The 23,909-nt window shown below is 66.8% G+C and carries 24 protein-coding genes; 9 read left to right on the forward strand and 15 right to left on the reverse strand.

What is annotated here, in order from left to right; genetic code table 11:
* Window positions 1-4 precede the first annotated feature (4 nt).
* The 7 genes from doeB to AAC979_RS12470 all read left to right on the forward strand — a co-directional run bounded on the left by doeB (window position 5) and on the right by AAC979_RS12470 (window position 7,236).
* A complete protein-coding gene (gene doeB / locus AAC979_RS12440) occupies window positions 5-1,015 on the forward strand; it encodes a N(2)-acetyl-L-2,4-diaminobutanoate deacetylase DoeB (RefSeq protein WP_371347197.1) in 1,011 nt (336 codons plus the stop codon).
* Between the two features lie 80 nt (window positions 1,016-1,095).
* Window positions 1,096-1,947 (forward strand): ectoine/hydroxyectoine ABC transporter substrate-binding protein EhuB, encoded by an 852-nt coding sequence (ehuB, locus tag AAC979_RS12445; RefSeq protein WP_371347198.1) that lies wholly within the window; start codon window positions 1,096-1,098, stop codon window positions 1,945-1,947.
* Window positions 1,948-2,037: 90 nt separating this feature from the next.
* Window positions 2,038-2,703, forward strand: a complete 666-nt coding sequence (gene ehuC, locus AAC979_RS12450) for an ectoine/hydroxyectoine ABC transporter permease subunit EhuC (RefSeq protein WP_371347199.1) — start codon at window positions 2,038-2,040, stop codon at window positions 2,701-2,703.
* Window positions 2,704-2,713: 10 nt separating this feature from the next.
* Window positions 2,714-3,406, forward strand: a complete 693-nt coding sequence (ehuD, locus tag AAC979_RS12455; RefSeq protein ID WP_371347200.1) for an ectoine/hydroxyectoine ABC transporter permease subunit EhuD — start codon at window positions 2,714-2,716, stop codon at window positions 3,404-3,406.
* Window positions 3,403-4,182 (forward strand): ectoine/hydroxyectoine ABC transporter ATP-binding protein EhuA, encoded by a 780-nt coding sequence (ehuA, locus tag AAC979_RS12460; RefSeq protein ID WP_371347201.1) that lies wholly within the window; start codon window positions 3,403-3,405, stop codon window positions 4,180-4,182. Before ehuD ends, ehuA begins: the two co-directional genes overlap by 4 nt.
* Window positions 4,183-4,312: 130 nt before the next feature.
* The gene (locus AAC979_RS12465; protein ID WP_371347202.1) at window positions 4,313-5,818 is read left to right on the forward strand and encodes an NAD-dependent succinate-semialdehyde dehydrogenase; all 1,506 of its coding nucleotides are present in this window, start codon (window positions 4,313-4,315) and stop codon (window positions 5,816-5,818) included.
* A gap of 23 nt (window positions 5,819-5,841) precedes the next feature.
* The gene (locus AAC979_RS12470) at window positions 5,842-7,236 is read left to right on the forward strand and encodes an aspartate aminotransferase family protein (protein ID WP_371347203.1); all 1,395 of its coding nucleotides are present in this window, start codon (window positions 5,842-5,844) and stop codon (window positions 7,234-7,236) included.
* Between the two features lie 49 nt (window positions 7,237-7,285).
* Here AAC979_RS12470 and AAC979_RS12475 read toward each other — a convergent pair whose 3' ends face one another.
* From AAC979_RS12475 to AAC979_RS12545, 15 genes are all read right to left on the reverse strand, one after another.
* The gene (locus AAC979_RS12475) at window positions 7,286-8,911 is read right to left on the reverse strand and encodes a phytoene desaturase family protein (RefSeq protein ID WP_371347204.1); all 1,626 of its coding nucleotides are present in this window, start codon (window positions 8,909-8,911) and stop codon (window positions 7,286-7,288) included.
* A 47-nt stretch (window positions 8,912-8,958) separates the two neighbouring features.
* Complete coding sequence (locus AAC979_RS12480; RefSeq protein ID WP_371347205.1) at window positions 8,959-10,041, reverse strand: aromatic ring-hydroxylating dioxygenase subunit alpha; 1,083 nt, start codon at window positions 10,039-10,041, stop codon at window positions 8,959-8,961.
* 44 nt (window positions 10,042-10,085) lie between these two features.
* Window positions 10,086-10,847: a class II aldolase/adducin family protein gene (locus AAC979_RS12485; protein ID WP_371347206.1), complete on the reverse strand. Its 762-nt coding sequence runs from the start codon at window positions 10,845-10,847 to the stop codon at window positions 10,086-10,088.
* 12 nt (window positions 10,848-10,859) lie between these two features.
* Window positions 10,860-11,717 (reverse strand): sugar phosphate isomerase/epimerase family protein, encoded by an 858-nt coding sequence (locus AAC979_RS12490; RefSeq protein ID WP_371347207.1) that lies wholly within the window; start codon window positions 11,715-11,717, stop codon window positions 10,860-10,862.
* A gap of 3 nt (window positions 11,718-11,720) precedes the next feature.
* A complete protein-coding gene (locus tag AAC979_RS12495) occupies window positions 11,721-12,719 on the reverse strand; it encodes a fatty acid desaturase (RefSeq protein WP_371347208.1) in 999 nt (332 codons plus the stop codon).
* Window position 12,720: 1 nt separating this feature from the next.
* Window positions 12,721-13,533 carry an ABC transporter permease gene (locus AAC979_RS12500; protein ID WP_371347209.1) on the reverse strand — a complete coding sequence of 271 codons (813 nt, stop codon included), beginning with the start codon at window positions 13,531-13,533 and terminating at the stop codon, window positions 12,721-12,723.
* On the reverse strand, window positions 13,530-14,369 hold the full coding sequence (locus AAC979_RS12505; protein ID WP_371347210.1) for an ABC transporter permease: 840 nt from the start codon (window positions 14,367-14,369) through the stop codon (window positions 13,530-13,532). The genes AAC979_RS12500 and AAC979_RS12505 overlap by 4 nt, the downstream gene beginning before the upstream one ends.
* A 55-nt stretch (window positions 14,370-14,424) precedes the next feature.
* Window positions 14,425-15,540, reverse strand: a complete 1,116-nt coding sequence (locus AAC979_RS12510; RefSeq protein WP_371347211.1) for an ABC transporter substrate-binding protein — start codon at window positions 15,538-15,540, stop codon at window positions 14,425-14,427.
* An 18-nt stretch (window positions 15,541-15,558) separates the two neighbouring features.
* Window positions 15,559-16,641, reverse strand: coding sequence for an ABC transporter ATP-binding protein (locus AAC979_RS12515; protein WP_371347212.1), 1,083 nt, complete (start codon window positions 16,639-16,641; stop codon window positions 15,559-15,561).
* Window positions 16,642-16,790: 149 nt separating this feature from the next.
* Complete coding sequence (locus AAC979_RS12520; protein WP_371347213.1) at window positions 16,791-17,693, reverse strand: LysR substrate-binding domain-containing protein; 903 nt, start codon at window positions 17,691-17,693, stop codon at window positions 16,791-16,793.
* A 51-nt stretch (window positions 17,694-17,744) separates the two neighbouring features.
* A complete protein-coding gene (locus AAC979_RS12525) occupies window positions 17,745-18,914 on the reverse strand; it encodes a M20 aminoacylase family protein (RefSeq protein WP_371347214.1) in 1,170 nt (389 codons plus the stop codon).
* A gap of 2 nt (window positions 18,915-18,916) precedes the next feature.
* Window positions 18,917-19,786: an ABC transporter permease gene (locus AAC979_RS12530; RefSeq protein ID WP_371347215.1), complete on the reverse strand. Its 870-nt coding sequence runs from the start codon at window positions 19,784-19,786 to the stop codon at window positions 18,917-18,919.
* Entirely contained in the window at window positions 19,783-20,502 is a 720-nt protein-coding gene (locus AAC979_RS12535) for an ABC transporter permease (protein ID WP_371347216.1), read from the reverse strand. Before AAC979_RS12535 ends, AAC979_RS12530 begins: the two co-directional genes overlap by 4 nt.
* Window positions 20,503-20,565: 63 nt before the next feature.
* Window positions 20,566-21,348, reverse strand: coding sequence for a transporter substrate-binding domain-containing protein (locus AAC979_RS12540; protein WP_371347217.1), 783 nt, complete (start codon window positions 21,346-21,348; stop codon window positions 20,566-20,568).
* A 28-nt stretch (window positions 21,349-21,376) separates the two neighbouring features.
* Window positions 21,377-22,150 (reverse strand): ABC transporter ATP-binding protein, encoded by a 774-nt coding sequence (locus AAC979_RS12545; protein WP_371347218.1) that lies wholly within the window; start codon window positions 22,148-22,150, stop codon window positions 21,377-21,379.
* A gap of 240 nt (window positions 22,151-22,390) precedes the next feature.
* On the opposite strand from AAC979_RS12545, the gene AAC979_RS12550 reads away from it, so the two are divergent.
* The gene (locus tag AAC979_RS12550; protein WP_371347219.1) at window positions 22,391-23,269 is read left to right on the forward strand and encodes a dimethylarginine dimethylaminohydrolase family protein; all 879 of its coding nucleotides are present in this window, start codon (window positions 22,391-22,393) and stop codon (window positions 23,267-23,269) included.
* A complete protein-coding gene (locus tag AAC979_RS12555) occupies window positions 23,266-23,907 on the forward strand; it encodes a TetR family transcriptional regulator C-terminal domain-containing protein (protein WP_371347220.1) in 642 nt (213 codons plus the stop codon). The genes AAC979_RS12550 and AAC979_RS12555 overlap by 4 nt, the downstream gene beginning before the upstream one ends.
* The last annotated feature ends 2 nt before the right edge of the window (window positions 23,908-23,909 follow it).

A 23,909-nucleotide genomic window follows, 5' to 3' on the forward strand; every position in this document is an offset into this window, starting at 1 on the left:
CGCGATGCTGTCGCTCACGCCCCGTCCCTCCCCGATCACGCCGACGGTGGATTTCACCGCCCAAGGAGTCCAGCACGGCCATCTGCGCCTGCCCTACAGCCGCGACGACAGCGCCTGGGGGTCGGTGATGATCCCGGTCTGCGTCATCGCCCATGGCGAGGGCCCGACCGCGCTGCTGACCGGCGCCAATCATGGCGACGAATATGAGGGCCCGGCCGCCCTGTTCGAGCTGGCGCGCACACTGCGGCCCGATGACATTCAGGGGCGCGTCATCATCGTGCCGGCGCTGAACTATCCCGCTTTCCGGGCCGGTACACGCACTTCACCCATCGACCGCGGCAATCTCAACCGCAGCTTTCCCGGACGGCCGGACGGCACGGTGACGGAGAAGATCGCCGATTTCGTCAGCCGCCATCTCGTGCCGCTGGCCGATGTGGTGCTGGATTTTCATTCCGGCGGCAAGACGCTGGACTTCCTGCCCTATGCCGCCGCGCACGAATTGCCGGACAAGGCGCAGGAGGCGCGCTGCTTCGCCGCCGTCGCGGCGTTCTCCGCTCCCTATTCGATGAAGATGCTGGAGATCGACGCGGTCGGCATGCTCGACACCACGGTAGAGAGCATGGGCAAGGTGTTCGTCACCACCGAACTCGGCGGCGCCGGCACGGCGAGCGCCACCAGCATCGGCATCGCAAGGCGCGGCGTCGCCAATCTGCTCCGGCATGCCGGCATCGTGGCGGGAGAACCGGAGCACGCGCCGACGCGCTGGCTCGACATGCCATCCGCCGACTGCTTCGCCTTCGCTGGCGATGACGGGCTGATCGCCTTCGCCGTCGATCTCGGCGCGACGGTGCGGCAGGGCGACCTCATCGCCCGCATCTATCCCGTTGGCCGCACCGGCGAAGCGCCGGCGGAGTACCGCGCCGCCATGGATGGCGTGCTCGCCGCCCGCCATGTTCCCGGCCTGATCAAGGCCGGCGACTGTCTTTCCGTCCTCGCCGTGGTGACGGACGCCTGATCGAACCGGCCGCACGGCCCAACAGCACGCCGGCTCACGGCGCACCGCCTTCCGCTCCAAACCGACCAGAGGAGAAAAACATGTCGTTTCTCAAGATCGCCGGGCTTTCCGCCCTCGCCTTCGCCGGTGGCCTCTCCATTGCCGGCGCGACCACGCTCAAGGACGTGAAGGACCAGGGCTACATCCGCGCCGCCACCGCCAATGAGGTGCCCTATTCCTACATGAAGGATGACGGCACCTCGGCCGGCATCGGCCCGGATGTCGCCAATGCCGTGCTCAAGAAGATGGGCATCACCGATGTCACCTGGACGGTGACGCCCTTCGGCACGCTCATTCCCGGCCTCAAGGCCAAGCGCTTCGACTTCGTCGCCGCCGAGCAGAACATCTCGCCGGAGCGCTGCAAGCAGGTCGCCTTCACCGAGCCGAACTCCTCCTATGGCGAAGGGTTGCTGGTGAAGAAGGGCAACCCGAAGAAGCTGCACACCTATGCCGACATCGCCAAGGATCCCTCGCTCACTGTCGCCGTGGTGTCCGGCGCCAATAATATCGACTTCCTGCGCGCCGTCGGCGTGAAGGACGAGCAGGTGATCTTCATCACCGCCAATGCCGATGCGCTCGCCACCGTGAAGAACCGCGCCGACGCCTATGCCGCCACCGAACTCACCGTCGCCGCGCTCGCCAAGGGCCAGGACGGCGTCGAGCAGGCGGCGCCCTTCACCGACCCGGTGGTCGATGGCAAGCCGGTGCGCAATTTCGGCGGCTTCGCCTTCCGGCCGGAAGACAAGGACCTTTACGAGGCGTTCAACGCCGCGCTGGTCGAATTCCGAACCACGGACGAGTACAAGAATATCCTGGCCGGCTATGGCCTCTCCCCGGAGAGCATCAAGGCGGCGGCCGACCGCAAGGTCGCCGATCTCTGCGCCGGCAAGTAGCCCGCGCATCCCGCAAGGCGCGTCCCTCCGTCCACGGCGACGCCGTGGCGGAGGGCTGGCGCTTTCCGCCGCTCAAACCGGGAACTGACGATGCAGTGGGTCTCCTATCTGCCCTCGCTGGCGCAGGGTGCCTTCGTCACCGCGTGGATCACGCTGGCGGCGATCGCCATCGGCGCATTGCTCGCCTTCGTCGCCGGCATCGCCCGGGTTGAGGGCGGACGCGCCGTCTCGGCGCTCGCTCTGTGCTATACGGAGCTTTTCCGCGGCACCTCGCTGCTGGTGCAGCTTTTCTGGTTCTACTACGCGCTGCCACTCGTCGGCATCAGCTTCGAGCCGGTGGCGACCGGCATATTGGTGCTGGCCCTGCATGTAGGCGCCTATGGTTCGGAAATCGTGCGCGGCGCGCTGGCCTCCGTCTCGGTGCAGCAGCACGAGGCGGCACGGGCGCTGAACTTCGGACGGCTGCACACGCTCGTTCACGTCACCCTGCCGCAAGCGATCATCGAGATGTTGCCGGCCTTCGGCAATCTCGCCATCGAGACGCTGAAGCTGTCGTCGCTGGTCTCGCTGATCTCGATTGCCGACCTCACCTTCCGCGCCCAGTCGATCCGCAACCTCACCCTCGACAGCGCCGGCGTCTACACGCTGACGCTGCTCGGCTATTTCGCCATGTCACTGGTGTTGATGCTGGCGATGCGTCTGATCGAGCGGCTCGCCCGGCGCGGCGCGGCCTTCCCGCGCGCGGCGCATTCGTGAGGGCGGCGCGATGATGTATGGCTACGCTTGGGACACGGCCACCCCGCTCGCTTATGCCTGGTCGATCCTTCCGATCATCCTCATCGGCCTCACCGTGACGCTCAAGGCGGCCGCGGCGGGCTTCGGCATCGCGCTGGTGCTGGGGCTGGTCTTCGCCATGCTGCGGCGCAGCCGCTTTCGCAGCGTCTCCTGGACCACGGCCTTCGTGGTCGAGTTCCTGCGCGATACGCCTTTGCTGGTGCAGCTTTTTTTTCTTTACTACGTGCTGCCGGAATATGGCGTGACCCTGCCCGCCTTCCTGACCGGGGCACTGGCGCTCGGGCTGCAATATTCGGCCTACACGTCGGAGGTCTATCGCGGCGGCATCGAGGCGGTGCCGCGCGGCCAGTGGGAAGCCGCTACCGCCCTCAACATGACCCGGATGCAGACCTATCGCGACATCGTCGTGCCGCAGATCGTGCCGCGCATCCTGCCGGCCATGGGCAATTACATGGTCGCGATGATCAAGGAGACGCCCGTGCTCTCCGTCATCACCGTGCTCGACATGATGGCGCTGGCCAACATGATCGGCGAACGGACCTTCGAATATCTCGTGCCGCTGACCATGGTCGGCCTGATCTTCCTCATCCTGACGCTGATCTGCTCGGCCGGCCTGCACCGGCTGCAGAAGGTGCTCCCCAAGGCAGGAATCCCGCTGCGATGACCGACAACGCCCCCGCGCCCCTGATCCAGTTCGCCGGCGTGACCAAGCGTTTCGGCGCGCTCACCGTGCTTGACGACTTCAATTTCGAGGTCGCACCGGGCGAGAAGGTCACGCTGATCGGCCCGTCCGGCTCGGGCAAATCGACCGTGCTGCGCATCCTCATGACGCTGGAGCCGTTTCAGGAGGGACGGCTGACGCTCGCCGGAATGGACTATCACCAGCCCGGCGGCAGCGGCCCGTTCAAGGCGTCGGAGCGGCATCTGCACCAGATTCGCAGCCATGTCGGCATGGTGTTCCAGAGCTTCAACCTGTTTCCGCATATGAGCGTGATGCGCAATGTGGCGGAAGCGCCGGTGCGTGTGCTCGGACTCTCGCGTGCCGAGGCGGAAGCGCGCGCTGTGGAATTGCTGGCGCTGGTCGGGCTCGCCGACAAGAAGGACCATTTCCCCTCCCAGCTTTCCGGCGGCCAGCAGCAGCGAGTTGCCATCGCCCGGGCTCTGGCCATGCGCCCGCGCGTGCTGCTGTTCGACGAGCCGACCTCGGCGCTCGACCCGCAGCTCGTCGGCGAGGTGCTGGCGGTAATCCGCGACCTCGCCCATGAGCACGACCTGACCATGCTGCTGGTGACGCATGAAATGCGCTTCGCCCGCGAGGTCTCTGACCGCGTCTGTTTCTTCGACAAGGGCCGCATCTGCGAGCAAGGCGCGCCGGAGGCGATCTTCACCGCCCCCAGCCACCCCCGCACCTGCGAGTTCCTCGCCTCCGTGCTGGGCTAGTCGCCCCGCCCGCCGACACTTGTTCGGCAGGCGGACGAACTTCCGGCGGGCCTTCGGTGGTGGCCCGCATGTTCGGAAACCCTCTCGGGCTTTCGCATCCTAGGCTTCAGCCATCGAGAGAGGAGCCGCCATGACCGCACCCGCCCACAGCCCACGCTTTGCCCGGACCGCCGGCCACCCGGCGCTGTCGCGGCTGGGCGACCCACGCCTCCTGCGCAGCCTGTCCTATGTCGACGGCAAATGGACCGCCGGACCTGAGGGGCGAAGCTTTCCCGTCACCGATCCCGCCGACGGCACGATCGTCGCCGAGGTCGCCGCCCTCGGTTCCACGGAAACGGTGCGGGCCGTGGATGCCGCCCATCACGCATTTCGTGGCTGGAAGCAGTTTCTGCCGCAGGAGCGCGCCGCGACACTGCGGCGGTGGCACGCGCTGATGCAGGATGCGGCCGATGATCTCGCGCTGCTAATGACGCTCGAGCAGGGCAAGCCGCTGGCGGAATCGCGCGGCGAGATCGCCTATGCCGCCTCGTTCATCGCCTATTACGCCGAGGAAGCGCTGCGGGTGAATGTGGAGAGCGTCACCAGCCATTTGCCCGGCGCGCAGATGTCGCTCAGCCGCGAGCCGTTGGGGGTCGCCGCCTTGCTCACACCGTGGAATTTCCCCTCCGCCATGCTCACCCGCAAGGCGGCGGCGGCTCTGGCGGCCGGCTGCACCGTCGTCGCGCACCCCTCCTCGCATACGCCGCTGTCGGCCCTCGCTCTGGCCGAGTTGGCCGAGCGCGCCGGCTTTCCCGCCGGCGTATTCAACGTCGTCACCGGCGAGCCGGCGCCGATTGCCGAAGCGCTGTGCACTGATCTGCGGGTGCGGGCGGTCAGCTTCACCGGATCGACGGAAGTTGGCCGCCTGGTCGCCCGCAATGCGGCAGGCAGCATGAAGCGCATGGTGATGGAACTTGGCGGCCATGCGCCGCTCATCGTGTTCGATGATGCCGACCTCGATCGCGCTGTCGATATCGCCCTCGACGCCAAATTCGCCACCTCCGGTCAGGACTGCCTCGCCGCCAATCGGATTTATGTGCAGCGCGGGCTTTATGAGCGTTTCTGCGTCGCCTTTGCCGAACGTGTCGCGGCTCTCCGCGTGGGCCCCGGACTGAACCCGCGCAGTGAGATCGGCCCGCTCATGCATCGGGGGGCCATTGCCAAGGCGCAGGCGCAGATCGACGATGCGCTGGCCCACGGCGCCCGCCGCCTGACGCCGGAGCGGGCGATGCCCGGCCCGCTCTTCCTCGCCCCCACCGTGCTCGCCGACGTGCCGGAAGACGCACTCATCATGCGCGAGGAAACCTTCGCCCCCGTTGCCGCCCTCGCTGCTTTCGACAGCGAGGAGGAAGTGATCGCCCGTGCCAACGCCACTGAATATGGCCTGGTCGCCTATGTCGTCACCCGCGACGGCGCGCGGGCGGCGCGGATGGCGCAGGCGCTCGACTACGGCATGGTCGCGATCAACCGCGTCAAGATCACCGGTGCCCCGATTCCGTTCGGCGGCGTGAAGCAGTCCGGCCTCGGCCGCGAAGGTTCACGCCACGGCCTCGAAGCCTTCACCGACCTCAAATATGTCTGCCTCGACCTCGGCTGAGGCGGGCACATCAGGAGATTGAGATGCTCGACCACCCCGCCCCCGCCAGCAACGAACTCGAAAGCTGGGATCGCGACCACTTCTTCCACCCCTCCACCCACATGGCCCAGCATGCGCGCGGCGAGACCCCGAACCGCATCATCACCGGGGCGGAAGGGGTCTACATCGTCGACCGCGAGGGGCGGCGCAGCCTCGACGCCTTTGGCGGGCTCTACTGCGTCAATGTTGGTTACGGCCGTAAAAAGATCACCGACGCCATCGCCGAGCAGGCCTCGAAGCTGGCCTATTACCACGCCTATGCCGGCCATGGTTCCGAACCGTCGATCAACCTCGCCCGCATGGTGGTGGAACGCGCGCCGGCCGGGATGAGCCGGGTGTTTTTCGGTTTGTCAGGATCGGACGCCAACGAGACCAACATCAAGCTGGTCTGGTACATCAACAATGTGCTCGGCCGGCCGCAGAAGAAGAAGATCATCTCGCGCTGGCGCGGCTATCACGGCTCCGGGGTGATGACCGGCAGCCTCACCGGGCTGGCCGGCTTCCACAATCTGTTCGACCTGCCGCGCGCGCCGATCCTGCACACCGAGGCGCCCTATTATTTCCGCCGGCCCGATCGGGCGATGAGCGAGGAGCAGTTCTCCCAGTACTGCGCCGACAAGCTGGAAGAGATGATTCAGGCCGAAGGGCCGGACACCATCGCCGCCTTCATCGGCGAGCCGGTGCTCGGCACCGGCGGCATCGTGCCGCCGCCAGCCGGCTACTGGCCGAAAATCCAGGCGGTGCTGAAGAAATACGACATCCTGCTGATCGCCGACGAGGTCGTGACCGGCTTCGGTCGGCTGGGCAGCATGTTCGGCTCGGATCATTACGGCATCGCGCCGGACCTGATCACCATCGCCAAGGGCCTCACTTCCGCCTATGCGCCGCTCTCCGGCGTCATCGTCTCGGAGAAAGTCTGGCGGGTGCTGGAGCAGGGATCGGACGAATACGGCCCGATCGGCCATGGCTGGACCTATTCCTCGCACCCGCTCTGCACGGCGGCCGGCGTCGCCAATCTCGAACTGGTCGACGAGCTCGACCTCGTCACCAATGCCCGCGAGACCGGCGCCTATTTCAACGCCGCGCTGAAGGACGCGCTCGCCGGCCACCGCTTCGTCGGCGAGGTGCGCGGCGAGGGCCTGCTGGCGGCGGTGGAACTGGTGCGCGACAAGGACGACCGCGCCTTCTTCGACACGGCGGAGAAGGTCGGCCCGCGCATCGCCGCAGCCATGCTTGAGCGCGGCGTCATCGCCCGCGCCATGCCGCAAGGCGACATACTCGGCTTCGCCCCGCCCCTGTGCCTGACACGGGAGGAAGCCGATAGTGTGGTCGAGGCCACGCGCGGCGCGGTCGAGGCGGTCGCCGCCACGCTCGGCTGACGCAACGCACGGCGGGGCCCCCGCTGCCGCAGGGCCCCGTCGTCCCGGCTCAGTTTCGCTTCGCCTTGATGTCGCGCATCACCTCGCGGGCGGCGTTGAAGCCGGGGATGCCGGAGACGCCGCCGCCGGGATGCATGGAGGAGCCGCAAATATACAGCCCCTTCACCGGCGTGCGGTAATCCGCATAGCCCGAGACCGGCCGCTGGAAGAACAGCTGGTCGGTCGACAACTCGCCATGGAAGATGTGGCCCTGCGGCAGGTTGACGATGTTCTCGATATCGGGCGCGACGAGCAATTGCGCCTCGATCACATCGTCACGGAAGCCGGGCGCGTATTCCTCGATGGTGTCGAACACCGTCTTGCGGAAGTTCTCCTTCTCCGTGGCCCAGTCGCCGCCCTTCAGCGTGTAGGGCGCGTGACCGCCGAACAGATTGACCACATGCTTGCCGGGCGGCGCCAGCGTCGTGTCGACCATGGTCGGCACCACGGGGGTGATGAAGGGGCGCGACGAGTACCAGCCATGCTTGGCATCGTCATAGGCGCGTTCGAGATAGTCGATGTCGGGCGCGATGTGCATGTAGGTGGGGTAGTCGAAATTCCCCAGCGTTCCCTCGCGCCGCACGCGGTCGAGGATGCGGTATTGCGGCGGGCGCTCGCAGGCGATGTTCATCTTGAAGGCGGTCGAGAAGGTGCGATAGCCCTTGATCTCCCGCACCACCTCCTCCGGCAGATGCGTCTCGCCGACGAGGTCGAGATAGAGCGTCTTGGCGCTGGCATTGGAGATGATGGTCCTGGCCGCATAGCTCTCGCCCGTCGTGGTCGAGACCGCCGTGGCGCGGCCATTCTGCACGCGCACTTCCCGGATCGGCGCGCCGGTGACGATGTCGACGCCCTTCTCGCGGGCGGAAGAGGCCAACGCCTGGGTGATCGACCCCATGCCGCCCTTGATGAAGCCCCAGCCGCCGGCGCCCTCATGCTCGCCCATGATGTGGTGCATGATGACATAGGCCGAGCCCGGCGATTTCGGCCCGGCGAAGGTGCCGATCGAGGCGTAATAGGCCAGCACGGCCATCACGCGGTCATCCTCGAACCATTCGCGCAGGAAGTCATAGGCGCTCATCGTCAGCATATCGACGATGCGGTACATCTTCCGCCCGATCTTGCGGTGCCGCCACAGCAGCGACGCCCCGTCCTTGAAGGTGCGCCAGTCGCGCTTCGCCGGGTCGACCGGCGTCTCCCACAGAAGCTTGCGCACGATGTTCGCCGCCTCGTTCAGATAGCGGTCGAATTCGGGATAGATGTCCGCATCGTGCCTGGAGAAGCGGGCGAAGCTCGCCTGCGACTTGGCGATGTTGTCGGAGAACAGGATGTAGTCCTCCCCGTCGAGCGGGGAGACCATGTCCGAGCAGGGCAACACTTCCAGCCCGTGCTTCTTCAGCTCCAGCTCGCGGATGATGCGCGGGTGCAGCAGGCTCATGAGGTAGGAGAAGATCGACGCCCGGAAGCCGGGCGCGATCTCCTCCGTCACCGCCGCCCCGCCGACGACGTCGCGGCGTTCCAGCACCAGCACCTTCTGCCCCGCCTTGGCGAGATAATTGGCGCAGACCAGCGCATTATGCCCGGCGCCGATAATGATGGCGTCGTAAACCTTGCCCACGGTAACGTCGGCATTCATCGCTTCACCCCCACGCTGACGGATCGCATTTCGAAGGACGGCACGACTTATTCCGCGGCGACGCCGCGCAGCGGGGCCTTGGGCTCAAGTGCTTCGCGGCACATGTCCTGGAAGGCTTTGACCGAATACTCATTCTTCGGCGACAGCGGCCCGCGCGTGTAGATTCCGGCCTCAAGGTTGCGCTGCACGCCGGTGATGATGTCGAGATCCTCGGTCACGATCTGCGCCGACCACTCGGCCGAGCGGCGGTTTTCTTCCGCCTTTTCAGGCGAAACATCGGTGAAGAAGTACCAGTTGATGTGGCGGATGCGCCCCGGCCCCAGCGGCTCGATGGTGGCGATGGACGAGCCCCAATCGTAGAGGTTCAGCATGAGGAAGGGGAAGCGATAGAAATACAGCCCCCGCGTCAGCCCACCATCGCGCTTGGGCGCGTGCAGGTGGAAGAACTTGTCCTTCGGATAGGTGTCGATGCGGTAATTGTCGATGTCCATCGACTCGCACAGGCCCGGATGCATGGTCCGGCAGTGGTAGCATTCGAGATAGTTCTCGCCATAGACCTTCCAGTCGACGGCACAATCCCGGTCTTTCGACATGAAGTAATGCTGCTGCTCCAGCGGATAATCCGCCGCCATGGCGTGGATCGGGCCGAGCCAGTCGATGAGGCTCTCGCCGCCGCGGGCGATGCGCAGGAAGACGAGGCCGCGCCATTCCTCGGCGTCGATGGCGTAAAGGCCCCACGCCTTCGGGTCGAACGTAATGCCCTCGCCGAAATCCACCGCCTTGTTCAGCGCGCCGTCACGGGTGAAGCTCCAGCTATGATAGGGGCAGACCACCAGCTTGCCGCAATGGCCCTCCTCCTTTTCCAGCAGCTGCGCGCCGCGATGGCGGCAGACATTGTGGAAGGCACGCACCACCCCGTCATCGTCGCGGATGACGAAGACGGGATAGCCCGCCAGCGTGCCGGTCACATAGTCGCCCGGCTTCTGCAGCCGCTCCGACCAGGTGAACAGCATCCAGTTGCGGGCGAAGATCTCCTTGCGCTCGCGCTGGTAAAGGGCGGGGTCGCAATAATCGCTGGCCGGCAGGGTCCAGTCGAAGCTGCCGGCGGCGGCACTCGTCTCGGTGGTCATGTGCGTGCTCCCAGGCGTTCGGATCTTGCTGATCCCTTGAATATTCAGGTGCGGTAGGACGGATCGAGCGCGTCGAGCAGGCGCAGATGCGCGTCCCATTCGAGCTGCAGGTCGCCGTCGTCGAAATTCATCTGGTCGTATTGCGCCCCGACCTTCTCGCAGACCTCGCGCGGCGGCAGCACAATCTCGCGGCCCATGGAAAGCGTCGCCACCTGCACCTCGCAGGCGCGCTCCAGATAGAACATCAGGTTGAACGCCTCGGCGACGCTCCGCCCGACGGTGAGCAGGCCGTGATTGCGCAGCAGCAGGCCGCAATGCGTGCCGAGATCGGCGATGATGCGCTCGCGCTCGTCGAGGTCGAGGGCGATGCCCTCATACTCATGCAGGCCGAGCCGGCCATAGAATTGCAACGCGATCTGGTTGAGCGGCAGCAGCCCTTCCTTCAGCGAGGCCACCGCCATGCCGGCGCGGGTATGGGTGTGGATGACGCAGGCCGCGTCGTGCCGGCTCATATGCACGGCGGAATGGATGGTGAAGCCGGCGGGATTCACCCGGTGCGGGCTGTCGCCGACCTTGTTGCCGTCGACATCGATCTTCACCAGCGAGGAAGCGGTGATCTCCTCCCAGCGATGGCCATAGGGGTTGATGAGAAACCGCCCCGGCTCGCCCGGCACCCGCACGGTGCAATGGGTGTAGATGAGGTCGGTCATCCGGTAATGCGCGAGCAGCCGGTAGCAGGCGGCGAGGTCGACCCGCTGCTGCCATTCAGCGGCGCTCATCTCCGGGCTCAGGCGGGCGACGACCATGATGGATTCTCCTCAATTCGGTTCGACGACGGGGCGCGCGGCGGCCGCGTCCCAGTCCTCAAGCGCCCATTGGCGCAGTTGCAGGGCTTCCTGCGCGCGGTCCGACAATTCCTCGCCCCGCGCATCGGTGATGGCGTAGTCGCGCGGCCCGAGTTCGCACAGGAACAGGCAGTCGGCCTCGGTGCCGTGGCGCGCCTGCCATGAGCTGAATCCGCGCCGCCACCAGTCACGGAACACGGCGACCCAGGGCTGGTGCTGCGGGAAATGCAGCGGCAGCTGCACCTGGCAGCGATTGGCGACCCGGCCCTGGAAGCTGTCCGAGCGCTCCAGCAACCGCTGCACCTGCGCCTGATAGTCGGCGCTGATCGGCAGCATCATCTCGCGGTCGACAACATAGTGCGACAGGTCGGCGGCGAGCCGCAGCTCGGGGATGGCGTCCATGAGCAGCAGCGTCGCGAACATGTCGTTGGTGATGCAGTTGCGGTGCGTCTCGAACTGCAGCGGGACGCCCTCCTCCCGCCCGATGCGCAGCCACGCCTCGATGACCGGCACCATCTCCGCCACCGAGAGCGGCATCACCTGGCCGATGACGATGACGAAGGGCGAACCGATCTCCTTGGCGAGGTGCAGCGCCGGGCGCAGCTCCTCGATCGAGCGGGGAAAGGCGGTCAGCAGCCCACCAAGGCCGGTGCGGGCGAACTCCGCCACCGTGCCGCGCGCGGCTTCGATATCCATGGCGCCGAGATCGATGGCCATGCCGTCGAAACCGGCCGCCTTCACCGCATCGAAGCGCTCGGCCACCGACCGCTCCGGCACGCCGGGGCGGCGCTGCTCGGTGGCCCAGAGCGACTGGTAGACCTTGAGCGGCATGGCTCAGACCCGCTTGGCGGCGCGCGGGCCGACCGGTTCGAGGTCGGTGTCGTCCATGATCCAGATCTTGTCGTCGGGATAGTCCGCCTCGGTCCGCCCGTTCCAGAAGGCCTTGATCACCGCCAGCTGAAAGCCGAGATAGGTCATGGAATGCGGCTTGCGGCCCTTCTCCACGAAGATGGTGCGGTGGAGGTCCGGCAGGCGGTGGAACGGCACGCCGGGGAAGGCGTGGTGCGCGGTGTGGAACTGCATGTTCCAGCACATCCAGCGCATCAGCGCATTGGTGCGCGTGGTGCGGGTATTCTCGGTGATCTGGTCGACATGCGGCAGGCCGAGATGCTCGATGGTGTTCTGCAGCTGGTGCACCGGCTTCATGACAAGCATCGGCAGCAGCCACAGCTTGACCGCGATCCAGCTGCCCGTCGCCACCGACAGCGCCGCGATCAGCGCATAGCCCGCCAGATGCCAGCGCGCCTCGCGGATCACCTTGGCGTGCTGGTCCTGCGGAATGTAGTGCTCGCTGACGGTGCCGAAGGCGAAGCGCAGCACCCGGCGGATGCGGCTGTACCAATAGGTCGGCCCCAGCACCCAGAGCAGATAGGACAGCATCGAGTAGCGCTCGCGCCCCAGCTCGCCATCGCCCTCCCAGTCCTGGGTGTAGCGGTGATGGGCGAAATGCTGGATCTGGTCGAAATCGCGTGGATAGATCAGCACGAAGCCGAACAGCCGGCCGAAGAACTCGTTCAGCCCCTTGGTCCTGAAGACCGTGGAATGGCTCATCTCATGCTGGCCGGCATAGAGGAAATTGATCAGCGCGCCGTGCAGCATGAACGCCGGCACCATCCACCACGAGCCCCAGGTCAACCAAAGCGCCGTGCCGGTGATCACCAGCGCGCCGAGATGGCTGCCGAGCTGGATGAAGCCCGACACATCGGATTTCGCGCTCAGTTCCTTGAGCCGGGAGGGACTGATCATGTCCTTGCGGCCGAATACCTCGTCCATCTTACTCCTCCTCGAAATCGGGGCGGCGCTGCAGCGCCATGCGGGCCAGCAGGATCAGCGTCGTGACCACGATCAGCACGACGGAAATGGCGGCGACGGCGGGATCGACATTGTCGCGCAGCCCCATCCACATCAGCCGCGGCAGGGTGATCGCGTCGACGCTGGTGATGAACAGCGTGACGCCGATCTCCTCCCAGGACAGGACGAAGACCAGCAGCGCCGCCGTCGCCACGCCGAAGCCGATGTTGGGCAGGATGACGTGCACGATGCGCTGGACGACACCCGCCCCCATGCCGCGCGCGGCGAGGTCGATGCGCCGGTCGACCTGCGCCAGCGCCACCAGCACCATCACCACCGCGAACGGCACCGTCATCACCACATGGGCGAGGGTGACACCGATCACGCTGTCGAAGCCGATGGCGTGCGAGACCTGCGACATGCCGGTGAGCAGGAAATACAGCGTCATCGCCGACACCACCGGCGGCACGATCATCGGCAGCAGCACGAAGCCGACCAGCAGCTGGGAAAAGCGCGGCTGCAGCATCCAGATGCCGAGCGCGAAGCTGGTGGCCAGCCCGGTCGCGATCACGCTGGTGAACAGCGCGATGCGCGCGCTCAGCAGGATGCTGGTCAGCCAGTCCGGATTCTCGAACAGCGTGCGGTAATGGGTCAGCGACAGGCTGCCCTTGGGCAGGGTCAACAGCCGGCCGGGGGTGAAGGAGATCGGCACCACCGCCAGCAGCGGCAGCAGCAGGAACACCCCCACCAGCAGCGCGAGAACGACCGCGACGGGTCCGGGACGCTGCAGCCTCATCGCCCGCTCCCCATCAGCCCCAGCCGGGCGAAGCGCGCGAGCAGGCCCATCAGCGCGGCGACGAGAACCACCAGCGCCACGCTGATCGCCGCGCCCAGCCCCCAGTCCGGGCTCTGGAACATGCGCAGATACACCAGCTCGGCCACCATGATCGAACGGCCGCCGCCGAGAATGGCCGGGGTGACGAAAAAGCCGAGGCTGAACACGAACACGATCAGCGTCGCCCCGATCACCCCGGGCAGCGTCATGGGAAAGAACACCGACCAGAAGATGCGCAGGCGCGAGGCACCCATGCCCCGGGCCGCGAGCAGCACCCGCTCGTCCACCGTCCGCATGGCCGAGGCGAGCGGCAGCACCGCGAACGGGATGAGCACATGCACCATACCGGCGATCACGCTCGGCTCGTTGCGCACCAGCGCCAGCGGCGCGTCGATGAGGCCGAGCGCCTGCAGCCAGCTATTGACGATGCCGCGATTGGACAGCAGCGCCAGCCAGCCAAAGGCGCGCGTCAGCAGCGAAATCCAGAACGGCACGAAGATGCAGATTTCAATGAGGCGCCGTTGCAGCCGTGTGCCCCGCACCCAGACATAGGTGACGGCATAGGCGCAGGCCACCGCGATCAGCGTGACGAGAAAGCAGATGCGGAAGGTGCGCAGGAACACCGACAGCACCAAGGGATCGCTCACCAGCCGCTCATACTGGCCCACCCCCGGCTCCGGCAGCGTCACGCTCCACAGCGCGACGCCGAGGAACGGCAGCGCATAGGCAAACGCCAGGAACAGCACCAGAGGCGCTGTCAGGGCGAGTGCGGGCCGGAAGGCGGAGCGCGGGCGCATGGGGGCAATCCGTCGGAGGAAAAACCCTCCCGCGCGGCGCGGGAGGGTGCGGGCCTCAGGCCGAAATGACCTTGGTGAACTCGTCGAGCGCGGCGCCGTAATTGTCGGCGTACCAGGGCATGTCGAGCACGGCCTGGCCCTTCATATTGGCGGGGTCGACCGGGTTGTAGCGCCGCTGGTCGGCCGGGATCAGCGCATCGGTCGCCGGATTGGCCGGCCCCTGCCCCAGCATCTCGAACATGACCAGCTGGCGCTCGGGCACGGAGGTAGAGGCGATGAACTTCATCGCGTTCTCCTTGCCGCCGGGATTGTTCTTGATCACCGCCAGCGCGCCCGGCGACAGCAGGCCCTGGTTCCAGGTGAACTTGATCTGCCCGCCCGAATCCTTCTCGATCAGCGAGGCGCGGGTCGACCAGATCAGCCCCATCGAGGCGTCGCCGCTCAGCATCAGCTGCTGGCTTTCCGCGCCGCCGCCCCAATAGGCCGCGACATCCGGCTTCAGCGCGGCGATCTTGGCATGGGCACGCTTGAGATCGAGCGGGTAGAGCTTGTCGGGAGCGACGCCATCGGCCAGCAGCGCCGCCTCCCACATGCCCGCGCCCCATTTATACATGGTGCGCTTGCCCGGGAATTTCGCCACATCGAAGAAGTCGGCCATGGTCTTGGGCGGGTTGGCGCCGTATTTCTCCGCGTCATAGGCGAGGACATAGGAGAAGAAATAGGTCGAGGCCGCATATTCCCAGTCAAAGCCGGGGCGCATCTTCGCCTTGTCGACGACGCTGTAGTCGATCGGCTCGATCATCCCCTGCTTGCCGAGCGCGATCGCCGAGAACGGATCGGCATCGACGATGTCCCAGGTCGGCTTGCCGCTCTTGAACTGGGCGGCGATGGCGCCTTCGGTCGGGCCGGTGCCGTCCTCCTTGACGACGATGCCGGTCGCCTTCTCGAAGGGCTGGCCATAGGCCTTGTCATAGGCTTTGAGCGCGTCGCCGCCCCAATTGACCAGCACGAGCTGGCGCACCTGCGCCAGCGCCTCCGGCGTGCGCAGCAGTAGCGGCGCGCCGCCGAAGATCAGCGCGGCGAGCTGGGTGAAGCGGCGGCGGTCGATCTCGCCACGCGCGGCCTTCGCCGCGAGAATGTCGAGGCAGTCTTTCTGGAATGCGTCGTTCACGGCGTGCTCCTGCTGTTTTCAGCTTTGCTCTGGAAGAAGGAAGCCATTCTCGAAGGACCAGGTGACCCAGACATCCGGCCCGTGGGCGAGGATGCGGCCGGCGGCCTCGCTCGGCAGGGTGACGGTCAGCGGGGTGCCGCTGCTTGTGGCGAAGGCGAGGCGCATCGCCGAGCCGAGATAGGTGGTGCCGGCGAGCCGGGCGGGCACGCCATTACCCTCCTTTGGCGGCTCGGCGCTGACCGACATGTGCTCGGGCCGCACCGCCAGCACGGCGTTGCCGTTGAGATTCTCATGCCGTGGCGCGGTCAGGCGCACCTCCTCGAACAGGCCGCTGGTGCCGCGCGCGCAATGGCCGATGCCGCCGACGGGCAACAGGTTGATCTCGCCGAGGAACTCGGCGACGAAGCGGCTCCACGGGCGCTCATAGATGTCGCGCGGCGCCCCGACCTGAAGCAGCCGGCCGTGATTGAAGATGGCGATGCGCGAGGACAGCGACAGCGCCTCGCTCTGGTCATGGGTGACGAAGACGAAGGTGGTGCCGAACTCGCCATGCAGCCGCGCCACCTCGTCCTGCATGCGGCCGCGCAAATGCTTGTCGAGGGCGGAAAACGGCTCGTCCAGCAGCAGCACCGGCGGCTCGAATACCAGCGCGCGGGCCAGCGCCACGCGCTGCTGCTGCCCGCCGGAGAGCTGGGCGGGGCGCTTGTTCGCGTGCCCCACCAGCCCGACCCGGGCGATGATGGCGTCGACCCGGCGGGCGATGTCCTCGCGCGCCACGCCCCTCACCTGCAGCGGAAAGGCGATGTTCTGCGCGACGCTCTTGTGCGGAAACAGCGCATAGCCCTGAAACACCATGCCGAAGGAACGGTCTTCCGCCCGGCTGCGGGTGATGTCGGTGCCGTCGCTGAAGAGCCGGCCCGTGCTCGCGGCCTGGAAACCGGCCAGCACCATCAGGAAGGTGGTCTTGCCGGACCCTGAGGGGCCGAGCAGGGTCAGGAACTCACCCGCCGCGATGTCGAGCGTGATGTCCTCCAGCGCCGTGAAGTGGCCGAAGGTTTTGCCGATCCCGACCGCCTGCAACCCGACCGCGCGCTTGCTCACGTTTGCCGCGTGCTCCCTGTATATGTAGAAATCCTAATCTCGCGATCCGCTCACCTCAAATGAATAAAAATGCCGAATGCTGTAGCTATAAATTCACGCCATTGTTGACGTGATAAGCATGGAGTGTACGGCGCCTATCAATTCGGCACTCATATCCGCATGACCGGCGCGGTCTGCACGAGGCGCGATTTCAGCCAGTCCGCGAAGGCCTGTATCGCGGGATTGCCGGGGCGGTCGCGCGGGGTGACGAAGTAATAGGCGCGCGAGGCGCGGATGGTGAGATCGAACGGCACCACCAGCCGCCCGGTTTCCACCGCCTGCCGGCAGACGAAATTGTCGCCGATGGCGATCCCCTGCCCCGCCAGCGCCGCCGCCAGAACGAGGTTCATGTCGGAGAAGATCACCCCCTGGTCGGTGCGCGGCGCCACGACACCGGCCGCCGACAGCCAGGTGAACCAGTCGCCGAGGCCGTCGAGATGCAGCAGCACCGTGCGGAACACGTCCACCGGCTCGCTCAAGCCGCCGAGCTGGTTGAGCAGCACCGGGCTGCACACCGGCATGAAGTCGACGACGCTGAGCAGTTCCACGCTGTGGCGCGGCCAGTCGCCGTCGCCATAGGCGATGAAGGCGTCGACGCCCGGCGCGTCGACATCCTCCAGCCGCGGCGGCGTCACGATGCGCAGCGTCACGCCCGGATGGAGCTGTCGGAACTCGGCGATATGGGTGCAGAGCCAGAAGGTGGCGAAGCCCGGCGTCGAGCTGATGGTGATCGCCCCCTGCAGCAGCCCGCGATCGCCATATTGCACCGCCGCGTCGGCCAGGAGGGCCAGGGCCGTGCGCACATCGGCGGCGTAGCGCTTGCCCTGCGGCGTCAGGCTCACGCCCTTGCCGGCGCGCTGGAGCAGGGCGAAGCCGAGATCCTGTTCGAGGAAGCGCAGCTGGTGGCTGACCGCGCTGCGGGTGATGTTCAGCTCCGCCGCCGCCTGCCAGACCGTGCCATGGCGGGCGAAGGCTTCCAGCGCCCGCAGCGCCTGTGTCGAGGGCACTCGCATGAAACCTCGTCTTTCGCCCGCCGCAACCGCGCCCCGTGCCCCGGCACCCGCTCACGCCGGCTTCAGATAGGTCTCGACCAGCTCGGTCCAGAAGGCGGCGCCGATCGGCAGCAGATCGTCATTGAAATTGTAGCCGGGATGGTGGAGCGGGCGGTCCGCCTCCGACATCCTTCCGCCGAGGAAGAAATAGCTGCCCGGCCGCTCCTTCAGCATATAGGCGAAATCCTCGCTGCCCATGCTGGGGCGCGCCATCTCGCGCACCTTGTCCGCCCCGGCGAAACGGGTGGCGAGCGCGCGCAGGAAGTCCGTCTCCGCCGCGTGGTTGATGGTGGCGTCATAGCTGCGCTGATAGTCAACCGTCGCGCTCATGCCGTAGCTCGCCGCCTGTCCCTCGGCGATCAGCCGGATACGGCGCTCCAGCTCGTCGCGCACGCCCGCGTCGAAGGAGCGTATGCCGATCACCAGTTCGGCGCGCTCGGGAATGACATTGCTCGCCGCCCCGGCATGGAAGGCGCCGACCGTAATCACGCTCGGGTCCATGGGGTGAATGTTGCGCGCCACGATGGATTGCAGCGCCATGACGATGGAGGCCCCGGCAAGGATGGGATCGGCCGTCGACTGCGGCTCGGCCCCGTGCCCGCCCCGGCCATGGACGGTGATGCGGCACTCATCCACCGCCGCCATGATCGGCCCGTCGCGGAACACGAAAGTGCCGAAGGGCACGTCGGGATCATTGTGCAGGGCGAACACCGCGTCGCAGGGGAAGCGGTCGAACAGCCCCTCCTCGACCATGATCTTCGCCCCGCCGAAATTCTCCTCCGCCGGCTGGAAGATGAGATGCACCGTGCCGTCGAAATTGCGCCTCTCGGCGATGGCGCGCGCCGCGCCGATCAGCATGGCGGTGTGCCCGTCATGGCCGCAGGCATGCATCAGCCCCGGCGTCCGGCTCGCATAGGGCAGGCCCGTTTCTTCGAGGATCGGCAGCGCGTCGATGTCGGCGCGTACCCCGATTGAGCGCCCGCTGCTGCCATGGGCCAGCGTCGCCACCAGCCCGGTCTTGGCGAGCCCGCGCGTGACCTGATAGCCGAGCGCGGTCAGCTCGCGGGCGATGAGATCGGAGGTGCGCACCTCCTCAAGCCCGAGTTCGGGATGGGCGTGAAGGTCCCGGCGCAGCGCGACCAATTCCGGCATCGCATTGGTGAGCGTGGCGCGCGCGTTCATGTTCAGGCACTCCGGTTGGGTATTCTGTTCTCGAAATAGCGGAATCCCGCCACCAGCAGGGCGGTGAGGATAAGGTAGATCAGCGCGAGGAGCAGCAGCGGTTCATAGGTGAGATAGGTCACCTGCCGAATCTTGGAGATGACGGCGTAGACGTCGATCACCGTGATGGTGGCGACCAGCGGGGTCGCCTTCAGCTGCAGCACGGTCTCGCCATTGAGCGTGGGCAAGGCGCGGTGCACGGCGCGCGGCAGCCAGATGCGCCAGAACAGCTTCCACCGGCCCATGCCATAGGCGCGGGCCGCTTCCAGCTCGCCCCTCGGCACGCCGGCAAAGGCGCCGCGCATCACCTCGCCCTCATAGGCCGCGAAGGAAAAGGTCAGCGCCGCCGCGCCATAGGGCCAGGCCTCGCGCAGATAGGGCCAGAGGAAGGACTGGCGGATTTCCGGAAATTGCGGAAACAGCGAGCCGAGGCCGTAATAGAGCAGCCACAGCTGCAGCAGCAGCGGCGTGCCACGGATGAGGGTGCAGAAGCCCTGCGCCGGCAGGCTCAGCCACCACGGCCCCGTCACCTGAACCAGCCCGATCGGCACGGCGAGCACGAAGCCGAGCAGCGCCGTGCTCACCAGCATCAGCAGCGTGACGCCAACGCCGGAGACGAGCGCGCCGGCATAGGTCGGCAGCCAGTCCCAGCGCATGAACCACGCGGCGCAGGACACCAGCGCGCCCGCCACCGCCATCAGCGCGAGGCGGTGCGGCTGGAGCAGAGCCCGCGCCCGTGGCAGCCGGGTCAGCGCCGTGGCCTCCAGCGTGCTTTCCTCCGGCGGCAGTTCCACCAGCGGTTCCGGCGCGGCGGCGCGGCGTTCGGGCCTCATCGCGCCACCCAGCCGCGCCGGGCGCGGGCCTCGATGAAGCGGATGACAAGGGTGGAAGCCAGCGTCAGCAGCAGATACAGCACGCCCGCCGCGCAGAAGAACAGCATATAGGCCTTGGTGGTGCCCGCCGCCTGCCGCGTCACCAGCGTCAGCTCGCTGAAGCCGACCACCGCGAGCAGCGCGGTGTCCTTGGTGCAGATGAGCCAGAGATTGGACAGCCCCGGCAGCGCATGCGGCAGCATGGCCGGCAGCGTCACCCGCCGCAGCACCATCAGCGGCGACATGCCGAAGGCCCTCGCCGCCTCGATCTGCCCGGCGGGCACGGCGAGAATGGCCCCGCGCAGCACCTCGGTCGAATAGGCGCCCTGCACCACGCCGATGACGAAGATGCCGGCCGCCAGCCCGCTAATGTCCACCGATCCATAGCCCAGCGCGGCGGAGAGGCGGTTGAGCAGGTCCGTGCCGGCATAATAGAGCAGCAGGATCAGCACCAGCTCCGGCACCGCGCGCACCACCGTGGTGTAGACCTCCATCAGGTCCTTGGTCACCGGCCCGCCATAGAGCTTGCCGAAGGCGCCGCCCGTGCCGAGCACGAGGCCGAGCGCGTAGCCACCAAAGGCGATCTTGAGCGAGTTCATCAGCCCGCCGAGCAGCACCCCGCCCCAGCCGGGCGGCTCCAGTGCCAGCAGGCCCCAATTGATCAGGTCGGCCGCCATCAGCCCCTCCCGGGCTCCGGCGGGCGCGGGCTGGCATCACGTGCCGGCCCGGCCCGCACAGGATCAGCCGCCATAGATGTCGAAGTCGAAATACTTCTTGGAGAAGGTGTCGTACGTGCCGTTGGCGCGGATCGCCTTGATGGCGGCGTTGATCTTGTTCTTCAGCTCGGTGTCGCCCTTGCGCAGGCCAACGCCGACGCCGGCGCCGAGGATTTCCGGGTCATCCTTCACATTGCCCTTGAGGTCGCAGCACTGCTTGCCCTGGTCGGTACTGAGGAAAGCGGCGAGCGCGATGGCGTCGGCCTGCACCGCGTCGAGCCGCCCGGCCGCGAGGTCGGCATTGGCCTCGTCCTGCGTCTGGTATTCCTTCACGGTCGCGCCGGCCTTGCCGAAATATTTGTTGGCATAGTCCTGGTGGATGGTGGCGACCTGCACGCCGATGGTCTTGCCCTTCAGCCCTTCGGGCGTCGCGGTGAATTTCTCGCTCTTCGGGCCGATCACGCCGGTCGGCGTGTTGTAGTATTTGTCGGAGAAATCGATGGTCTTAAGCCGCTCTGGCGTGATCGACATCGAACCGACGATCATGTCGATCTTCTTCGAGGTCAGCGCCGGGATGATGCCGTCCCAGGCCACGGGCGTGATCACGCATTCGAGCTTGGCCTGATTGCAGATGGCCTCCATGAACTCGACTTCCCAGCCTTCCCACTTGCCGCTGGCGTCCGGCGAGGCGAAGGGCGGATAGGGCTCGGCGGCGAAGCCGACCTTGAGCGGCTCGGCGGCCGCGCCGCAAATGCCGGCAATGCCGATGACGGCAGCGGCGATCATCGTCCTGAATGCGTGTTTCATGCTTGTCCCCTCTGGTTTTCGGGCTTTTTCAGTGGCTGGAGCTGATGAACTTCTTCAACCGCTCCGATTTTGGATCGCCGAAGATCTGTTCCGGCGGGCCCTGTTCTTCGATCACGCCGTCGGCCAGGAACACGATGTGGCTGGCGACATTGCGGGCGAACTTCATCTCATGCGTCACCAGGATCATGGTGCGCTGCTCGCGGGCGAGATCGCCGATGACGGTCAGCACCTCCCCCACCAACTCGGGGTCGAGCGCCGAGGTCGGCTCGTCGAACAGCATCACATGCGGCTGGATGGCGAGGGCGCGGGCGATCGCGGCCCGCTGCTGCTGGCCGCCGGAGAGGAAGGCGGGATAGGCGTCGCGCTTGTCGAACAGGCCGACACGCCGCAGCAGCGCCTCGCCGCGCGCCACCGCCTCGGCTTTCGGCACGCCGAGCACATGCACCGGCGCCTCGATGACATTCTGCAGAATGGTCATGTGCTGCCAGAGATTGAAGCTCTGGAACACCATGCCGAGGCGGGAGCGCAGGCGCTGCACCTGCCGCCGGTCCGCCGTGGCCAGCCCGCCGAGGCCGTTCGGCTTCAGCGCGATCTCCTCGCCACGAATGGCGACCGAACCACGGCTGGGCACTTCCAGCATGTTGATGCAGCGCAGCAGCGTCGATTTGCCGGAGCCGGAACCGCCGATGATGGCGATGACATCGCCTTCATGCGCCGTGAGCGAGATGCCCTTGAGGACCTCCAGCGCACCGAAGTGCTTGTGCAGGTCGCGAATGGCGATGGCCTCGGCGCGCTCCGTCATCGGATGGGCGCCTCCGCAGGCCGAGACCGAGGCATCTGGCTCATGCCGTCCCTCTTTCCCTTCGACGCCACCGCGCGCCCCGCCGGAAGGACCGGCCGAGGGCGACGCCACCGGGCGCCGTGTCATTTCACGGGGTCACGATGCACTTTCCTTCGCAGTTATTCAAGCGTATAACTAATCGCACCGCAACGTTTTTGTGCAGTGCCAAAAATTTGGCAATTGATCGCCAAGAGGTATCATATGTCGCCTTTCGGGTCGCAGGAAATGTCGGCGGCGCTGCAGCGCGTGCTCATGCGCCGCCCGGGACCGAGCCTGCTCGGGGCGGACCCGGCGCAGTGGCATTACGGCCCGACCTTCAATGGGGCGAAAGCCGTCGAGCAATATGGCGCCTTCGCCCGCCTGGTCGAAAAATCCGGCGCCGAGATCATCTGGCTGGAAGACCAGGGCGACGGTCTCGCCGATGCCATGTTCACCCATGATCCCTCGCTGATGACCGACCACGGCGCGGTGATCCTGCGCATGGGCAAGCCGCTGCGCGCCGGCGAACCGGCGCTGCACGAAAAGGCCTATGCGGAGCGCCAGATTCCGATCCTCGGGCGCATCGAGGCCCCCGGCACGGTGGAAGGCGGCGACTGCGTGTGGCTGGATGCGCGCACCCTCATTGTCGGGCGCGGCGTGCGCACCAATCAGGCGGGCATCGACCAGCTCGGCGCCCTCCTCGCCCCCCACGGCATCGCCGTGCTGGGCTTCGATCTGCCGCTCTGGCAGGGGGAAGACGCCTGCCTGCATCTGATGAGCGTCATCAGCCCCTTGGCCGACGACCTCGCCCTCGTCTTCGCCCCGCTTCTGCCGGCGGCGTTCTACCAGCTGCTGAAGGCGCGCGGCATCCGCCTGATCGAGGCCCCCGCCGACGAGTTCCACGCCAGCAACGGCCTGTCGCTCAACGTGCTGCCGACACGGCCGGGCGAGGTGATCATGGTCGAGGGCTTCCCCGCCACCAGGGCGGCGATGGAGGCCGCCGGCTGCAGCGTGTCGACCTTCGCGGCGGACGCGCTGTGCATCGCCTGCGAGGGCGGCCCCACCTGCCTGACGCGGCCGGTGCTGCGTCGCGCGGCATGACCCGCCGGGATTTCCATAGGGGCACCGAGGCCGAGCGTCGGCACGACCTCATTGAGGCGACGCTCGACTGCATTTCAGAGGCCGGGCTGCAGGGCGCCACCGTGCGCCAGATCGCGACAAGGGCCGGGGTGACGGCCGGGCTGATCCGGCACTATTTCGCCTCCAAGGACATCATCCTCCAGGAGGCCTACAAGGTCCTCATCGCCCGGCTGACCGAGAAGGCGAAAAACCTTGAAGGCACGCCGGAGGAGCGGCTTTCGAACTTCATCTTCGTCAACCTGACCGAGCCCGTCGCCAACAGCCGCAGCCTCTCGCTCTGGGCAGCGTTCATCAGCCGGGTCAGCGTCGATCCGGCGCTCGCGGCGATCCACCGCGAGGGCTATCTGAGCTTCCGCGCCGAGCTGGAAGAGCTGCTGGCGGATTTCTTCGCCGGCCGGGGCGCGCCTGTCACGCCGGATCGCATCCGCGCGCTGGCCATCGCCATTAACGGCATCCTCGACGGCCTCTGGCTGGAAGGCTGCCTCGCCGGCGAACTCTTTGAGGAAAGCGAGCTGGTCTCGATCGCCTTTTCCTCCGTCGAGGCGCTGATCGGCCACCCGATCGCCGCGCCAACCCCCACCGCTCGCGACCGGGAGTAGCC

Source organism: Ancylobacter sp. IITR112 (assembly GCF_041415945.1).
Lineage (GTDB): Bacteria > Pseudomonadota > Alphaproteobacteria > Rhizobiales > Xanthobacteraceae > Ancylobacter.

What these genes read in the sequence shown, in the direction of transcription:
- doeB (WP_371347197.1), top strand. Translation starts at nt 5, where the DNA reads ATGCTGTCGCTCACGCCCCGTCCCTCCCCGATCACGCCGACGGTGGAT.
- ehuB (WP_371347198.1), top strand. Translation starts at nt 1,096, where the DNA reads ATGTCGTTTCTCAAGATCGCCGGGCTTTCCGCCCTCGCCTTCGCCGGT.
- ehuC (WP_371347199.1), top strand. Translation starts at nt 2,038, where the DNA reads ATGCAGTGGGTCTCCTATCTGCCCTCGCTGGCGCAGGGTGCCTTCGTC.
- ehuD (WP_371347200.1), top strand. Translation starts at nt 2,714, where the DNA reads ATGATGTATGGCTACGCTTGGGACACGGCCACCCCGCTCGCTTATGCC.
- ehuA (WP_371347201.1), top strand. Translation starts at nt 3,403, where the DNA reads ATGACCGACAACGCCCCCGCGCCCCTGATCCAGTTCGCCGGCGTGACC.
- AAC979_RS12465 (WP_371347202.1), top strand. Translation starts at nt 4,313, where the DNA reads ATGACCGCACCCGCCCACAGCCCACGCTTTGCCCGGACCGCCGGCCAC.
- AAC979_RS12470 (WP_371347203.1), top strand. Translation starts at nt 5,842, where the DNA reads ATGCTCGACCACCCCGCCCCCGCCAGCAACGAACTCGAAAGCTGGGAT.
- AAC979_RS12475 (WP_371347204.1), bottom strand. Translation starts at nt 8,911, where the DNA reads ATGAATGCCGACGTTACCGTGGGCAAGGTTTACGACGCCATCATTATC.
- AAC979_RS12480 (WP_371347205.1), bottom strand. Translation starts at nt 10,041, where the DNA reads ATGACCACCGAGACGAGTGCCGCCGCCGGCAGCTTCGACTGGACCCTG.
- AAC979_RS12485 (WP_371347206.1), bottom strand. Translation starts at nt 10,847, where the DNA reads ATGGTCGTCGCCCGCCTGAGCCCGGAGATGAGCGCCGCTGAATGGCAG.
- AAC979_RS12490 (WP_371347207.1), bottom strand. Translation starts at nt 11,717, where the DNA reads ATGCCGCTCAAGGTCTACCAGTCGCTCTGGGCCACCGAGCAGCGCCGC.
- AAC979_RS12495 (WP_371347208.1), bottom strand. Translation starts at nt 12,719, where the DNA reads ATGGACGAGGTATTCGGCCGCAAGGACATGATCAGTCCCTCCCGGCTC.
- AAC979_RS12500 (WP_371347209.1), bottom strand. Translation starts at nt 13,533, where the DNA reads ATGAGGCTGCAGCGTCCCGGACCCGTCGCGGTCGTTCTCGCGCTGCTG.
- AAC979_RS12505 (WP_371347210.1), bottom strand. Translation starts at nt 14,369, where the DNA reads ATGCGCCCGCGCTCCGCCTTCCGGCCCGCACTCGCCCTGACAGCGCCT.
- AAC979_RS12520 (WP_371347213.1), bottom strand. Translation starts at nt 17,693, where the DNA reads ATGCGAGTGCCCTCGACACAGGCGCTGCGGGCGCTGGAAGCCTTCGCC.
- AAC979_RS12525 (WP_371347214.1), bottom strand. Translation starts at nt 18,914, where the DNA reads ATGAACGCGCGCGCCACGCTCACCAATGCGATGCCGGAATTGGTCGCG.
- AAC979_RS12530 (WP_371347215.1), bottom strand. Translation starts at nt 19,786, where the DNA reads ATGAGGCCCGAACGCCGCGCCGCCGCGCCGGAACCGCTGGTGGAACTG.
- AAC979_RS12535 (WP_371347216.1), bottom strand. Translation starts at nt 20,502, where the DNA reads ATGGCGGCCGACCTGATCAATTGGGGCCTGCTGGCACTGGAGCCGCCC.
- AAC979_RS12540 (WP_371347217.1), bottom strand. Translation starts at nt 21,348, where the DNA reads ATGAAACACGCATTCAGGACGATGATCGCCGCTGCCGTCATCGGCATT.
- AAC979_RS12545 (WP_371347218.1), bottom strand. Translation starts at nt 22,150, where the DNA reads ATGACGGAGCGCGCCGAGGCCATCGCCATTCGCGACCTGCACAAGCAC.
- AAC979_RS12550 (WP_371347219.1), top strand. Translation starts at nt 22,391, where the DNA reads ATGTCGCCTTTCGGGTCGCAGGAAATGTCGGCGGCGCTGCAGCGCGTG.
- AAC979_RS12555 (WP_371347220.1), top strand. Translation starts at nt 23,266, where the DNA reads ATGACCCGCCGGGATTTCCATAGGGGCACCGAGGCCGAGCGTCGGCAC.